This window comes from Candidatus Cloacimonadota bacterium (genome assembly GCA_034722995.1).
Classification (GTDB): Bacteria; Cloacimonadota; Cloacimonadia; order JGIOTU-2; family JGIOTU-2; genus JAGMCF01.
Genome location: JAYEOL010000037.1, coordinates 1,423 through 15,783, shown reverse-complemented (window position 1 = coordinate 15,783; position 14,361 = coordinate 1,423). Strand labels below are relative to the sequence as shown.

General features: G+C 33.0%; 13 protein-coding genes and 3 tRNA genes. 13 read left to right on the top strand and 3 right to left on the bottom strand.

The genetic code is table 11. The features are described from left to right. The 10 genes from U9R23_04775 to U9R23_04730 form a co-directional block, all read left to right on the top strand. Positions 1-1,998, top strand: a 1,998-nt coding sequence (locus U9R23_04775; GenBank protein ID MEA3475735.1) for a choice-of-anchor Q domain-containing protein, incomplete at its 5' end; no start/stop codon positions are given. Positions 1,999-2,219: 221 nt separating this feature from the next. After that, entirely contained in the window at positions 2,220-2,987 is a 768-nt protein-coding gene (gene mreC / locus U9R23_04770) for a rod shape-determining protein MreC (GenBank protein MEA3475734.1), read from the top strand. Then, positions 2,977-3,693 carry a coenzyme F420-0:L-glutamate ligase gene (locus tag U9R23_04765; GenBank protein MEA3475733.1) on the top strand — a complete coding sequence of 239 codons (717 nt, stop codon included), beginning with the start codon at positions 2,977-2,979 and terminating at the stop codon, positions 3,691-3,693. The genes mreC and U9R23_04765 overlap by 11 nt, the downstream gene beginning before the upstream one ends. Beyond that, a complete protein-coding gene (gene mreD, locus U9R23_04760; protein ID MEA3475732.1) occupies positions 3,686-4,186 on the top strand; it encodes a rod shape-determining protein MreD in 501 nt (166 codons plus the stop codon). The genes U9R23_04765 and mreD overlap by 8 nt, the downstream gene beginning before the upstream one ends. Further along, a complete protein-coding gene (gene mrdA / locus U9R23_04755; protein MEA3475731.1) occupies positions 4,183-5,946 on the top strand; it encodes a penicillin-binding protein 2 in 1,764 nt (587 codons plus the stop codon). Before mreD ends, mrdA begins: the two co-directional genes overlap by 4 nt. Before the next feature lie 254 nt (positions 5,947-6,200). Then, complete coding sequence (amrB, locus tag U9R23_04750) at positions 6,201-7,025, top strand: AmmeMemoRadiSam system protein B (protein MEA3475730.1); 825 nt, start codon at positions 6,201-6,203, stop codon at positions 7,023-7,025. A gap of 216 nt (positions 7,026-7,241) precedes the next feature. Further along, positions 7,242-7,877, top strand: coding sequence for an AmmeMemoRadiSam system protein A (amrA, locus tag U9R23_04745; protein ID MEA3475729.1), 636 nt, complete (start codon positions 7,242-7,244; stop codon positions 7,875-7,877). Continuing rightward, positions 7,868-7,942, top strand: a tRNA-Gly gene (locus U9R23_04740). Before amrA ends, U9R23_04740 begins: the two co-directional genes overlap by 10 nt. A gap of 20 nt (positions 7,943-7,962) precedes the next feature. Then, positions 7,963-8,037: transfer RNA gene (locus tag U9R23_04735), tRNA-Cys, on the top strand. A 209-nt stretch (positions 8,038-8,246) separates the two neighbouring features. Then, positions 8,247-8,334, top strand: a tRNA-Leu gene (locus U9R23_04730). Between the two features lie 61 nt (positions 8,335-8,395). On the opposite strand, the gene U9R23_04725 is transcribed toward U9R23_04730, so the two are convergent. From U9R23_04725 to U9R23_04715, 3 genes are all read right to left on the bottom strand, one after another. Continuing rightward, positions 8,396-8,824, bottom strand: coding sequence for a hypothetical protein (locus U9R23_04725; GenBank protein ID MEA3475728.1), 429 nt, complete (start codon positions 8,822-8,824; stop codon positions 8,396-8,398). A gap of 93 nt (positions 8,825-8,917) precedes the next feature. After that, a complete protein-coding gene (locus U9R23_04720) occupies positions 8,918-9,433 on the bottom strand; it encodes a hypothetical protein (protein ID MEA3475727.1) in 516 nt (171 codons plus the stop codon). A 92-nt stretch (positions 9,434-9,525) separates the two neighbouring features. Further along, the gene (locus U9R23_04715) at positions 9,526-10,050 is read right to left on the bottom strand and encodes a hypothetical protein (protein MEA3475726.1); all 525 of its coding nucleotides are present in this window, start codon (positions 10,048-10,050) and stop codon (positions 9,526-9,528) included. A gap of 226 nt (positions 10,051-10,276) precedes the next feature. Here U9R23_04715 and ychF point away from each other — a divergent pair, with 226 nt between their 5' ends. From ychF to U9R23_04700, 3 genes are all read left to right on the top strand, one after another. After that, positions 10,277-11,347, top strand: a complete 1,071-nt coding sequence (ychF, locus tag U9R23_04710) for a redox-regulated ATPase YchF (GenBank protein MEA3475725.1) — start codon at positions 10,277-10,279, stop codon at positions 11,345-11,347. Between the two features lie 136 nt (positions 11,348-11,483). Continuing rightward, positions 11,484-13,661 (top strand): DNA translocase FtsK, encoded by a 2,178-nt coding sequence (locus U9R23_04705; protein MEA3475724.1) that lies wholly within the window; start codon positions 11,484-11,486, stop codon positions 13,659-13,661. 40 nt (positions 13,662-13,701) lie between these two features. Continuing rightward, positions 13,702-14,340 (top strand): outer membrane lipoprotein carrier protein LolA, encoded by a 639-nt coding sequence (locus tag U9R23_04700; protein ID MEA3475723.1) that lies wholly within the window; start codon positions 13,702-13,704, stop codon positions 14,338-14,340. Positions 14,341-14,361 lie beyond the last annotated feature (21 nt).

The window sequence follows — 14,361 nt, the reverse complement described above, 5'->3', positions numbered from 1 at the left end:
ATTACTCAAAATAATTCCTATATTGATTCAACTATAATTGATGGCAACCAGAATGGAAGTGTTGTAACCTTTGAAAGCGGAGAGGACACAACAGCAGTTTTATGCGGTTTCACTATCCAGAATGGAACAGGAACATATTATCTTCAAGCTCAAAGGGGTGGGGGGATATTCTGTAAGTATGCTGATCCAAATATTAAAAGATGTGTTATTAAAAATAATACTGGAGCAAGTGGAGCAGGATTGGAGTGTTATAATGCCAGTATTAATCTAATTGGCGTAACAATTTGTTATAATCATGCTTTTGGTGCTGGTGGGGGCATTTTACTTAGAGAGAATTCAACCGCCAATTTTAACAGTTCAAACCGTTGCAATATTTATGAAAATTATGCAGGTAATGGGAGTGATTTGTATTCTTTGGAATCTCCACCATTGGATATAATTGTTGATACATTTACTGTAATGGAGCCTACAATTGACTTTATTGCTGGTTATCCAAGTAATATTTATACAATAGATATTCTTCATGCCAGAATTGAACCAATTAATAAGGACTTGTATGTCAGCCCAGAAGGTGATAATACAAACAGTGGATTAACTTCTGCGGAACCACTGAAAAACATCTCCTATGCCTTATTAAAAGTTGCCTCGGACAGTACTAATCCCAATACAATTCATTTAGCAAATGGGTATTATTCCCCTTCATTGACCAGCGAAAAGTTTAATTTGAATTGCCGCAGTTATGTATCTTTAATCGGAGAGGGTGAAGAAAGTACCATTTTAGATGCTGAAGATTTATCATCACTTATAAAATGTATTTTTGGTGATAGTTATTTTTCAATAGAAAATCTAACTTTACAAAATGGTAATTCGCGAATTGGTGGTGCAATGTATATTAGCAATAACTCCAATCCAATAATAAAAAATGTTACTATTAAGGATAACCTTGCTGATATGGGAACAAGTATTTTTTGTCAATATTACTGCAATCCAATATTTGACAATGTAAAAATAAAAGGAGATCCTTCTATGCTTTTAGATGACGAACCAATTTCAATATATTCTAACAGTAACCCTGTGTTTATTAATTGTATAATAGAAGATAATAACATTAATCCTGAAGAGAGTGGATTCGGAGCAATCAGCTGTGTGGCACAATCCAATCCTATATTGATTAACACAAAAATAGTTAATAATAATGATTTTGAAACCAGTGGGATTGGTGTATATAACGGATTTTATGATAAAGGACCAATCTTAATAAATTGCACAATATGTGACAATTCAAATTGTTCAAAAGGGGTAATAAATCAAACATGGCGCACAAATGTAACTCTCATCAATTGTATTTTACGGAATCCTGCGGAAGATGAAATCTGGTTTTACTATCAGGGTGACCCCAATACAGTTACTATCTCATACACAAATATTGAAGATAGTATATATGCAATAAATACCAACAACAATGGCACAATAAAATGGTTAGAAGGCAACATAGATGAAGATCCGATATTTGTAGATACACTCAATAATAACTATCAATTACTTCAAGGTTCTCCCTGCATAGATGCTGGCACTCCTGATACTACTGGTCTAAACTTACCACCTTATGATTTAGCAGGTAATCCGAGAATATTCAATGATACAATAGATATGGGAGCTTATGAATGGCAAGGACAAGGAATAGATGAACCTGATACATCATTTATAAACAAATTATATCTTTTTCAGAATAAGCCTAACCCGTTTAGTTCATCTACCACTATAACATTTATTTCTGCAGACTATGAAAGAATAAAGGATTACAAATTATCAATCTACAATGCAAGGGGACAACTTATCAAAACATACAACGGTAAAAGAGATAACTTCTGGGTTAAGACAGATATAGTGTGGGATGGAACGGATGAGGATGGGAAGAAAGTGCCGAGTGGGGTGTATTTTTATAAGCTTCTATATAGGAACAATGCGGTAACAAGGAAAATGATTTTGGTGAGATAAAAGTGTAATTGCTTAATCTATTTAATATCTAAACAAATGCATCAAAACTTGAGTTAAAGAATCTCTTGAAAAGACAGGTTTCCAATTACAAAATAGAAATAGAGCATTTACATTATATTTGACAAAAAATCTTAACTATCTAATTTTTTAATTAAATTTGTAAGAATTCAATATTAGAATCTAACTCCAAATTCAAAAGTATTTAAGAAGAGCAGACAAAAATGTTTAGTAGAAAAAATGTAATTTTTGTAATATTTCTAATTATATCTATAATCTTTATAGCTGGCACTAATGAGAATAGAATATCAAAAGCGCGGTTTATCGGAAGACATTTCTTCCTACCTTTTACTGCAAGTATATCGTATTTAAAAAGCCTTTCAAAACTTTCCCAGAAGAATAAAGATTTACAGGCTGAGCTGTTTTTATTACAATCTAAAAATAGACACTACAAAGAAGAGATTTTAAGAGATGAGAGACTATCTAATCTTTTAGATATACAGGATAAAAAGAAGTTTCAAGTTGAAGTTTCAAGAGTTTTAGGAACAGGCTCTTTTCTTAATTATGAAACTCTGATAATTGATACAGGGAAAAATAAAAATGGTGAAATTAATTTACCAGTCATTTCTATTGATGGGTTAGTAGGGAAAATTATAGCTGTTTATCCAGATTATTCAGTAGTTCAAACATTCGGCAGTAGATATTTCCGTATGGGTGCACTGGACAGCAGGAGTAGAATTCATGGAATAGTTGAAACAAATTTTGATGGGAGGATCTATTTACAGAAGATAAAAGTCGGTTGCGATGTACAATTAGATGATGAGATAGTTACCTCAGAATTGAGTTCAATTTATCCTCCAGAGATTTCTTTTGGCAAGATTATAAATATTGAGCAGACAAGTGGCGGACTTTTTAAAAAAGCTGAAATAAAACCATTTGTAGATCTTGCAAAGGTTGAAGAAGTTGCAATTATCTTAGGCTATGAGAAATAATATCTCAAAAAAAATTATAGATAGTATAATTTTTGCCCGACAGCCAATAAAAACGAAGATACTCACTTCTAATGATGATATTATTGAAATTGTTTTACAATATACTAATGGAATTAGAAAAAAGAACGATATAATTGTTCTTAGTGAAAGTCCCGTTGCTATTACTCAAGGCAGAGCAATCAGGGAAGACAAAATAAAAGTTGGCTTACTGGCGAGATTACTTTGGCGTGGAGTGAAAAAGACAAGCTACGGTATTGGGCTTCGGGCAAAAACAAGTATGCAATGTGCAATAGATGAGTGTGGGCATTTAAGAATAATTATTGCCGCGATTATTGGGTTTTTGTGTAAATTCATTGGCAAAAGAGGAATTTTCTACAAAGTTGCAGGTAAGCAAGCAGCTATGATTGATGCTGCACATACATCACCCGTTCCTCCTTATGATAAGACTGTAATTAAAGGTCCATTGTATGCAAATGAAATCTGTAATAAGATAAAATCAATTACAGGAAATGAAACCGCAATAATGGATATCAATAATATTGGAGGGTCCTGGGTGATTGGAAAATCTTCCGGAATAGATTCAAAATTATTAGAAAAAATTATGATGGATAATCCACAAGGGCAGCAGGGTGAACTTACCCCTATCTGCCTGGTTCATCCCGTTAGAGATATCTCTAACGGGACTTGGGAGAAAACAAATGATTAGGCTTATAATTATTTCTGTCATTATGGTTTATTTCCAATATTTTTATTCTGCTAACTTAGGATTATTTAGTACTGTGCCAAATCTCTTGCTCCCTGTTGTGATATATTATAGTTTGATAAGAAGTAATATAACAGGTCTAATTCTTGGTTTTCTTCTGGGCGCTCTATTAGATATTAATAGCCCTACTACTTTTGGTATATCAACTTTATTGTTTGTTCTCATCGCTTTTTTATTAGGTGAAATGAAATCAAAGATTAATCCCCAATTAAATCGGGGAGAACAAAAAATTCTTTTATTATTAATCCTATTTATTGTTAACTTGTTTTATTTCTTTATGAAAGATTTGATTTTTTTAATTTTCAATGCAAATCAAGTCTTGCCCTTTCTAAGAATTTTCGGTCTTATATTATACAACACAGTTTATTCTTGCATTATCATAATAGTTTTATTTTTTATTGATAATTTAAAGATTTCTATGAAAAGCTTAGAATGATATTTAAAACATTTAAAAAAGCGGATTATATTTTTTGTTTGGTTATTGGCATTTTTGTAATTCTTCTTTATTCTTTATTTAAGATTCAGGTAATAGAGGGGAAAAATTATAAAGAAATTGCTGAAAAGAATTATTTTAGAATTATAAAGAAGTGTTCTAAACGAGGAATTATTTATGATAGAAATCTCCAGCCCTGCTTAGAAAATATACCTTCATTATCAGTTTACATAAATATTGAAAAAATAAAGGATAAGGACAGGTTAGCTGATTTTTTAGCCAAGAATTTATCTATAACTAAAGACAGGGTGCTTAGTATAATTTATCAAAATCGTTTCAGGAAATTTGCTCCGATACTGATTGATGAAAATATTAGCTTGGCAACTGCTATCAAGTTTGAAGAAAATATTGATTTTTTCCCTTCAATTATAGTGAAATCAGAAAGCAGAAGAAATTATCTTTATCATAATCATTTTTTAGGATATGTTGGTAAAATATCTAAAGAAGAATATAACCTTATGAAAGAAGATGAATATGATAAGACTGATTATGTCGGCAAAGTGGGTTTGGAAAAGTTTTATGAAAAGAAATTAAAGGGTAAAAAAGGATATGATATTATTCAAGTTGATGCAACGGGAAATTCATTAGAATTAATAAAGGGAGACCTTTCCAAAGCGCCCACAGCTGGCAAAGATTTGGTTCTTACTGTTGATATTGATTTGCAAAAAGAGTTGACAGGTTTGCTTCCAGAAGATTTATCCAGTGCAGCGGTTGTTATGGACTGCAAGACTGGTGGTATCATTGCTTCAGCAAGCACGCCTTATTATAATCAAAATATGTTCGTTTCCGGTATGAATTATGAATATTGGAATAGTATAGTAAATGATAAGAATAAACCTCTTATTAATAAACTCTGTAATGCTACATATCCGCCAGGCTCAATTTTTAAGTTAGTAGTTGCTGCTTATATACTTGAAAAAAAACTTGTGAATCCGTATGAAATTCTTGTAGATTGCAAGGGTGGTTTAGAATACGGAGGCAGGTTTTTTGGATGCTGGAAGAAAAAGGGGCATGGACCAGTAAATATGCTTGACGCAATCAGAGAATCGTGTGACACTTACTTCTATAAATTAGCTGAAATGATAGACCTTGATGATTTCAAAAAGTTTGTTGATGATTGCGAACTAACTTGTAAGACTGGAATTGACATCGCAAGTGAGCGGAAAGGATTTTTCCCCACTTCATACTGGTATGATGAAAATTACAGCGAATTTGGCTGGACGCGAGGCAATCTTCTTAATTTAGCAATAGGGCAGGGAGAAGTTTTAGTAACTCCCCTTTCTATTGCTCGGTTTTATTCAGCTATTGCCCATGGTGGAATTTTGCTTCAGCCTCATTTTCTTGACTATTATCTTTCTGAAGGCAAAAAAGAAAAGGTTGAATACAATGAAGTTAATCTATCGATAAGTCAAGAGGTATTAGAATTTCTCATGTTGGCATTGGATGAGGCTGTTAATGCCAAAGGAAGAACCGGTGGCAAGGCTCGCGTCAAAGGGATTAGAGTTGGCGGTAAAACAGGTTCAGCAGAAAATTATAAAGGTGATACTCATGCCTGGTTTGCTGCTATTGCACCATTGCCAAATCCTGAAATAACAGTTGTAGTTTTTATTGAAAATGGTGGTTCCGGAGCCAATGCTGCAGCTTCTTTGGCAGGAAAGATTATGGCATGTTATTTTAATAAAGAACCTATCTTGAAGTATTAAAAGTTTTGTGATGTAATTATCATCACTTGATATTATTTAGATGAGATATGCAAAATGAGGTTTTTTTAACCTTACCTCAATCCTCTCCTAAAAGGAGAGGAGGCATAAGTTCTCCTTCTCCTTGTAGGAGAAGGTCCCCGCGTCCGCGGGGATAGAGGTTGAGGTTAATCAAAAGTTTCTTATAATATCTCATAAAAAAATAAATTTATCTATTTTGCAGATCTCATGATATTATTTAGTAATAAGGAGGCAAAATGATTAATAAAATTAGAAAGCCAGTAGTTGCAGGTCAATTCTATACAGCAAATCCGCATAAGCTAAAAACGGAAATAGATAGTTATTTTAACAATGTCAAATTAGAGAAGAAATACGAAAATGTTTTTGCGATAATTTCACCTCATGCTGGTTATGTTTTTTCTGGCCAAACTGCTGCTTATGGCTACAAATGTTTGAAAGGAAAGAATTTTGACACTGTAATCGTAATAGCACCTTCTCACAATCCTATAGAATTTTCTGTGTCTGTTTGTGATTGTGATTTTTATCAAACACCTTTAGGGAATATTCCAGTTGATAAGGAAATCGTAGAAGAATTGTTGAAAAGTGATGTTATTGGCTATTCAGAAATGGCACATAGAAGTGAGCATTCTTTAGAAGTTCAGTTACCGTTTTTGCAAACTGCTCTGGTTGAATTCAAATTAGTACCAATACTTATTGGATACCAATCACTAAAAATCAGTGAGAACTTGACAGAGATTCTCTATCAAACCTTCAAAGGTTTAAACAAGAAAATTCTATTTGTAATCAGCACAGATTTGTCACATTATCATAGTGCAGAGACTGCCAAAGTGTTAGATGATAAAGTGATTGATGCTGTAAAGAAGATGGATGCAGAGCTGTTAGATAAATATATCCGTTCTGGAAAAGCAGAAGCATGTGGATTTGGGTGTGTAGAGACGGGAATTCTGTTGGCAAAGAAGTTTGGGATTGATAATGCTGATATTCTAAACTACAGTCATTCTGGAATGATATTTGGAGATTACTCTCAGGTTGTTGGATATCTCTCAGCAATTTTTTATTAAAAACATTAAACACAAGGAGCACTAAGAACACAAAGAAAAAATTATAACAATGAAATAGAATTAATATAGAGTTCTTTTAGTTTAAATAAATCTGTGGAATTTAGCTTTATCAGTCTGCTCTGTGTCCCGATATATCGGGATTATTTCACTGGGGCGTTTTTCTCCCGATATAATCGGGATCTGCCTTTAGCATGATGCATCAAATAAAGGAATAAAATGACAAGAAAATCAAGTATAGATTTAGGATTAGATGATAGGCAGCAGCAGATTTTACTCGCTGTTGTAAAAGAGACCGTTCATGCAAAATTGTCTGGCAAGAAATTGCCAAAATATAATTTTGAAGACAGAATATTTCATGAAAAAAGAGGCGCTTTTGTTACTCTACACAAGCACAGTCAATTACGGGGCTGTATCGGTTATATTGTTGGAATTGCTCCACTTTTAGAAACTATTCAGAGAATGGCAATTGCTTCTGCATTTGAAGACCCCAGGTTTCCATCTTTAGAAAAAGAGGAATTTAAATATTTAAATATAGAAATTTCTGTATTAACACCTCTGAAAAAAGTAAAAGATATTTCTGAAATAGAAATTGGCAGAGATGGATTGCTTATAAAAAAAGGATTTTATCAGGGATTGCTGTTGCCTCAGGTTGCAGAAGAGGAAGGATGGGATGTTGAAACCTTTCTGAAACATACCTGTTTGAAGGCGGGATTATATCCTGATGTGTGGAAAGAAAAAGACACAACTATAGAGAAGTTTTCCGCTCAGATATTTTCGCAGGATGTTGAGAAAATTCTTGACATAAAGGCGATACAAAAGAAATTTAACTCTGATAAGTCGGTGCGGGAATAGCTCAGTGGTAGAGCCCTACCTTGCCAAGGTAGTTGTCGCGGGTCCGAGTCCCGTTTCCCGCTCCATTCTTTGTAATTAATTTACTGGCGGTATAGCCAAGTGGTAAGGCAGGGGTCTGCAAAATCCCTATTCCTCGGTTCAAATCCGGGTGCCGCCTCCATTATAATATTTGGTTCTTCAGTAAAAATAATGGAATCCTTCAATAATAAAGGAAATAGGGAAATAGGTGTATAGGGTAATAAGAATTAGAAAAATAAGTACAACCCCCCATACAGCACATAAGTCCCTATATCCATATTTCCATATACCCTATATTTCATATTATAAATTTTGTTTCTACAAAAAATACCGAAGACTCTAATATTTTATGCCGGAGTGGCGGAATAGGTAGACGCATCGGACTTAAAATCCGATGTCCCTTTGGGACGTGCCGGTTCGAGTCCGGCCTCTGGTACCATAGATTAAAATCCCGTCCGCCAAATGGCGGAGGGGATTGTCTTTTATTTTGTTATCTGTTCTTAATCGCTGTTTATTAAATTCATTTCAGCATCTAATTTTTTTAAAGAATTATTTTCATTAGAAATAAATGATAAAACCATTTCGGGTTCTTTGTAAACATCTTCAAATGTTAAACCATATTTATCCCAATAGCTAAATAATATCTTGGCATAAGTATATTGATCCCATTTATCGTATATCGGAGATTTGGAATAACCTTGAACTGAAGGAGATAAAACATTAACCACATCATTTTTTGTTTCAGGCAGTATTGTTATATATTTTGGAATTCTATTTAATAGTAAATTTTTATATGTTACTTTAGCACATAATTCATCAAATTGAATAGGATGTAACTGAATATTATAAAATTTACTGAAATAATCTTTAAACATATCTTCCTGTACTCTATTATCTTCATAGCATGCTATAATCCCAATATCCTGCATACGTATTGAAAATGATAGAGCAGGTATATTATCATGATAATCAAAATTTTTTTCAATTTCATTATATGTGTGTATTTTTACAATAAAAATTGACTAAGGATTAAAACCACTAAAAACAAATGGGACTCGAATTGATTGTAAAAATCCGTGTAAATTTTTATATTTTTCTAATAATTTCGGAGACATAATAGTACTATAGTCTTTATGTTTCTGGTCAATTAATAATGATAACTCTTTAAATAAAATTCCAAAAAATATTTTACCTGTCCATTGAAATATTTTAGTTTTATCAAGATTATAAAATGCTGAATATCCTTTTTCTACATTTTCTCTAATTGTTTTTTCTAATGCAGAGAGATGATTTGAATTACATGATTTACAACAAGGAATTGTTAATTGTCTGTAAGAAATTTTTGATCCATTTAACAAGGTCAATTTTTTATCCCACAATTCAAATTTATTTAAAAGCCATTTAGGGAATACATGCTCGATAGAATTATACTCTTCTTTTAAGTCCTTGCCACATAAAAAGCAATGTTCATAAGTAAAGCGTAAAGTATCAAAAGGATTGTAAAATGAATTTGATTCCATATTTAATTTTTTATACATATCAGTTGTAATACCAACTAACGTTAGAACTCACCCGCCAAAAAGCGCCAGCTTTTTGGTCGGGTGCAGTGATTGGTTATGAGGTAATTTTTTTACCATTTGGTTCTTGCTTTATATGTCCCTGTAGGCTGTTTTTCCATGGCGGTTTTTTCTAAACATTTATTCGCCCATTCTTCATCTGTTGTGTTTTCAGGAAGGGCACCTGTATAGAAAACGACGACTTCATCTAGTGTTGGAAATTTATCTATAACTTTTTGGTGGAAACTATCACTCAATTTTGAATTGAATGATTTGGAAATTATAAATAGAGCATCCTTTTCATTGTAGCCTTCCGATAATAAAAGATCATAGTCATATTCACAGCGTTTCCATAGCCGTACACCTTTGCGACTTTCGTTTATCCGTACTAATAATCCTGTCAAGAAAAGAGCGATTATGGCTCCTATGTATATCCAAAATCTAAATAGTATAGCAACAAGGATAGATATAATGATACCTACAATTAGCTTTTTATTCTTAGAGTAGAAGGGATAAAAAGCAATTAAGAAAAGGATAGATGAGGTTTTATTTCTTATCTTCCTATTTGACTTCAAGACAATTTCTGCGGTCTTGTCCATTCTGTTAATTTATTTCTCCTCATAACTCCCTTTTATGCAATTTGTTCGCATATTCATTAATATCACAAAATATAATTTAATTCCTTAAAATTATTATTTACATAAAAATATTTTTCTATTATATTTAATTTTATGTCAAGAAAAAAAAATCACAATTTTATCTATATATCATCTGCTCAAAATATAAATTGACAAATACATTAAATTTCTAAAAAAGAGAATTATTATGATAAAAATCGGATTAGTCGGAATGCCAAAGAGTGGCAAAACAACTGTATTCAATGCTGTTACAAAAAGTAACGCAGAAGTGTCTGATTATTATACTGGAAATATAAAACCCAATATTGCAACTGTTATTGTTGCAGACGAACGGCTGGATTATCTAAATAGGACTTTTAATCGCCCAAAAACTGTATATGCAACTATTGAATACCTTGATTTTGTAGGAATCAAAAAGGATGAAGTAAAAAAGGAAATCTTCTCCAGCCAACTTCTGGGAACTTTGCGAACTGTAGATGCTCTGGCAATAGTTGTGCGAAAATTTAATCTTACAGGTATTCTTCCCGAGCCATTAAGAGAAATTGAAACTATTAAAACTGAATTTATATTTTCTGACCTAACAATTTGCGAGAACAAGAAAAGCTCATTTAAAAAGCAAATGAAGCAAGGAACAAAAGCCTCTAAATTAGAAACAGAAAAGAGGTTGATTGAAAAATGTTACAACTGCCTTAGCAATGGACAGATGCTTCAAACACTTGGGCTCAGTCTCAATGAACTGAAATTGCTTCAGGGTTATCAGTTTCTCACACTGAAACCAATTTTTATTATACTAAATGTGGATGACGAAAATCTTGGTAAAAATAACGATTTAATATCTGTTATTCGGCGTAATGAAAAAAAAGAAGTCGTTGAAATTGCTGGCAAATTTGAAATGGAACTGAACCAATTAGATGAAGAGGATGCCAAACAGTTTATGCAAGAGTTCAATATCAAAGAATCTGCTATAAAAAAGTTGACAAGAATATCCTATAAAACTTTAGGTTTAATTAGTTTTTTCACAATAGGTAAGAATGAAGTTAGAGCTTGGTCTTTAAGAAATGGAAGTACTGCACTTGATGCAGCCGGAACTGTGCATACTGATTTTGCAAAAGGATTTATTCGTGCAGAACGCTATTCTTTTGAAGATTTCAAATTGTATGGTTCTGAAAAAGAATTGAAAACCGCTGGTAAATTCTTTTTGGAAGCCAAAGAATCTTTAGTAAAAGATGGTGATATTATTTATATAAGGCATAGTTAAAATGAAACTTGCCTGTCCACCGACCCGTCCTCCGCAGTCCCGACTTTTTTCGGGACGGAGGGTGGAAGCATAGCAAAGATGGGAAACTCAAAACTGGAGAAATATCAAGTTTCAAGTTTCTAGTTTCAAATAAATTATGAATAAAAAAGACCCGAAACCAAAACTAATCTTAGGACTGATTTTTATCGCCCTTGGATTATTGCTCTTCTTCTCTCTATTTTCATTTACAATTGACGATATAATTTCAATAAAAAATGCTCACCTCAACTTTGTAAAAGTAATCACATTGAAATTCCCTTATTCAAGAAATATGATTGGTCCATTCGGTGCGATATTATCTTATGCTTTCATATTTCTGTTCAGTAAACCTTTTAGTTTTGCCCTTTCTGTGTTTCTTTTCATCAGTGGTTTTTTTCTAATATTTGGATATAAATTTGAAAATCTATCACGCAAGCTGATTTTGATTTTGCTATTCTTAGTTTGGATACCTTTATTCTATCTTGCAGTTGGGGGCTCTTTTGTGTTGAAAACAGGTTGGAGAACAGGTATTATTTTTGCTTTCTTGGTAGAAAAGATATTATATCCAATTTTCAAAAGTCTGGGAACTTCCATCTTATTGGGATTGGCTCTTTTAGGAACTTTGATTTTTATATTTGAACCTGAAAGAGTCGCATTATGGTTGAAAAAGTTTCTCTTATTCTGCTTCCCATTCTTGAAAAAAAAGAAAGAAGCCTATAAAAGAGCTAAAAAACCATCCATCTCATATCTTAAACCAACAGAGGGAGCAGGTATATCCTCTGAACAGGAAAAGAAAATTACAACACCAACTTTCCCTAAACATACTGAGAAACATCTAAAAACTGATTTATCCCAAGGAGAATACATTTTGCCAGATTATAACAAAATTTTAGGAGAATCCAGTATACTTAGTAAACACTCTTTAGACGAAAAAGAAAGGGAAATTCAAAATAGTAGCAAACTTTTGCGTTCTAAACTTGGTGAATTCGGAATTGAAGGCGAAGTAACAAATGTAAATGTTGGTCCTGTAATAACCCAATATGAAGTACATCCTGCTCCAGGAATGAAGATAAGCAAATTCACAGCTCTTGCAGATGACCTGGCATTAGCTATGAAAGCTTCTAAAATTCGCATTGTTGCACCAATTCCTGGAAAAGATACTCTCGGCTTTGAAATTCCCAATAAGCATCCTAATATTATTCGCCTCAAAGATGTTTTAAATTCTGAAGAGATGAGAAACAATCCTTCACCAACCTTAATTGCTCTTGGTAAAACTATAACTGGAAAACCATTTATTACTGATTTAAAGGACTTACGACATCTACTTATTGCAGGCTTAACCGGTTCAGGCAAAAGTGTCTGTCTGAATGTTATTATAAACTCAATACTCTATCGTGCCACACCGCAACAAGTAAGATTTATCTTCTTTGACCCTAAGAAGATTGAACTCTCAGTTTATGAAAAAATTCCGCATCTTATTAAAGAGGTCATAACAAACGCTAAAGATGTATTATACATTCTTAATTGGGCTGTTGGTGAAATGGAACGACGCTATGATACCTTTGCTCTACACAATGTTCGCGATATAGATGGATATAATGAACTCTTCCATAGGCTTGAAAGTAATGAAAATGAAAAGATTGAACCCCTTCCATATCTTATTATTATGGTTGATGAGTTAGCAGACCTTATGCAAAGTATGGCACATGAAATAGAGAAGCCTTTACAACGGCTTTCTGGAATGGCTCGTGCTGTTGGTATCTATCTTGTATTTGCCACACAACGTCCTTCCGTTGATATAGTTAATGGTATGATTAAAGCCAACTTCCCTTCCCGAATTTCCTTTCAGGTTTACTCCAAGACAGATTCCAGAACGGTTTTGGATGTAAATGGCGCCGAGAGATTACTGGGTGAAGGAGATATGCTATTTTCTCCACTTGGCAAGAAACCGCCAATTCGTATTCATGGCTCGCTTGTAACTACCGAGGAAGTAAAAAAATTGGTAAAATTTTTATCACAATATCCAAGACCTGAAATGGACATCTCACTTCCATCAGATGTAGCCGAACAAGCCTTTGAGTACGACGATGAACTCTATCCCGAAGCAGTTCGTATCGTTGTTGAAAGGCAATTTGCGTCTGTCTCTATGATGCAAAGAAAATTTAGAATTGGTTATGCTCGGGCTGGACGGCTGATTGATATGATGGAAAGAGCTGGAATAGTTGAAGAGATTGAAGGAAGTAAAGCCAGAAAAGTTCTAATCAAAAAAGAAGATTTGGAAAGATTAGGATTTTAAAAAGATTAAAGATAAAAAATTAAAAAGTAAAAAGTAAAATATGAAAAATAAAACATTCCTTTTAATTTCAATAATTTTGTTTGCAAATTATCTAATTCTCTCCGCTGATTCGCTTCTTGATTCCTTTTTAGAAAGAAATGAAAGAATAAGAACCTTTCAGGCAGATTTTGAACAAAGAAATTTATGGCCAGAACTGGAAATGGAAAAGTCCTCTTTGGGCAAGGTTTTTACAAAAGGAAATAACATCCGTCTGGAATATTCAATTCCAAATAAGCAATTAATGATTGGAACTGAGAAAGAATTGATATTTTACTTTCCGGAACAGAAACAGCTGATAAAACAGGATGCAAATTACTGGCAACTTTTATTATCACCAGAATTATTGGCAAAGGAGTATCTCAATTATTGTAATCTTAAAGAAACTCATAAAGTTAAAGGGGGATACCTTTTTATATTTTCCCCTACTGAAGAGATGAACGACTTTAAAAAAGTTATGATTATGTTTTCTGATACTGATTCCCTGATAATTCATTTTGAATATGAGGATAAATATAACAATGCAGTTGAGTTCAGCTTTAGCAATCAGATTATCAACCGACCTATTTCAGACACTCTTTTTAGTTTTCCAATTCCAGATAGCGTAAATGTGATTGACCAAAGAATCGGGAAGGAGGAATAGGGGATAAGGATATAAGGTATA

Coding starts and splice junctions, on each gene's coding strand:
- U9R23_04715 (MEA3475726.1), bottom strand. CDS start 10,050: ATGGACAAGACCGCAGAAATTGTCTTGAAGTCAAATAGGAAGATAAGA.
- mrdA (MEA3475731.1), top strand. CDS start 4,183: ATGATATTTAAAACATTTAAAAAAGCGGATTATATTTTTTGTTTGGTT.
- U9R23_04725 (MEA3475728.1), bottom strand. CDS start 8,824: ATGCAGGATATTGGGATTATAGCATGCTATGAAGATAATAGAGTACAG.
- U9R23_04720 (MEA3475727.1), bottom strand. CDS start 9,433: ATGTATAAAAAATTAAATATGGAATCAAATTCATTTTACAATCCTTTT.
- mreD (MEA3475732.1), top strand. CDS start 3,686: ATGATTAGGCTTATAATTATTTCTGTCATTATGGTTTATTTCCAATAT.
- U9R23_04705 (MEA3475724.1), top strand. CDS start 11,484: ATGAATAAAAAAGACCCGAAACCAAAACTAATCTTAGGACTGATTTTT.
- U9R23_04765 (MEA3475733.1), top strand. CDS start 2,977: ATGAGAAATAATATCTCAAAAAAAATTATAGATAGTATAATTTTTGCC.
- U9R23_04700 (MEA3475723.1), top strand. CDS start 13,702: ATGAAAAATAAAACATTCCTTTTAATTTCAATAATTTTGTTTGCAAAT.
- amrA (MEA3475729.1), top strand. CDS start 7,242: ATGACAAGAAAATCAAGTATAGATTTAGGATTAGATGATAGGCAGCAG.
- ychF (MEA3475725.1), top strand. CDS start 10,277: ATGATAAAAATCGGATTAGTCGGAATGCCAAAGAGTGGCAAAACAACT.
- mreC (MEA3475734.1), top strand. CDS start 2,220: ATGTTTAGTAGAAAAAATGTAATTTTTGTAATATTTCTAATTATATCT.
- amrB (MEA3475730.1), top strand. CDS start 6,201: ATGATTAATAAAATTAGAAAGCCAGTAGTTGCAGGTCAATTCTATACA.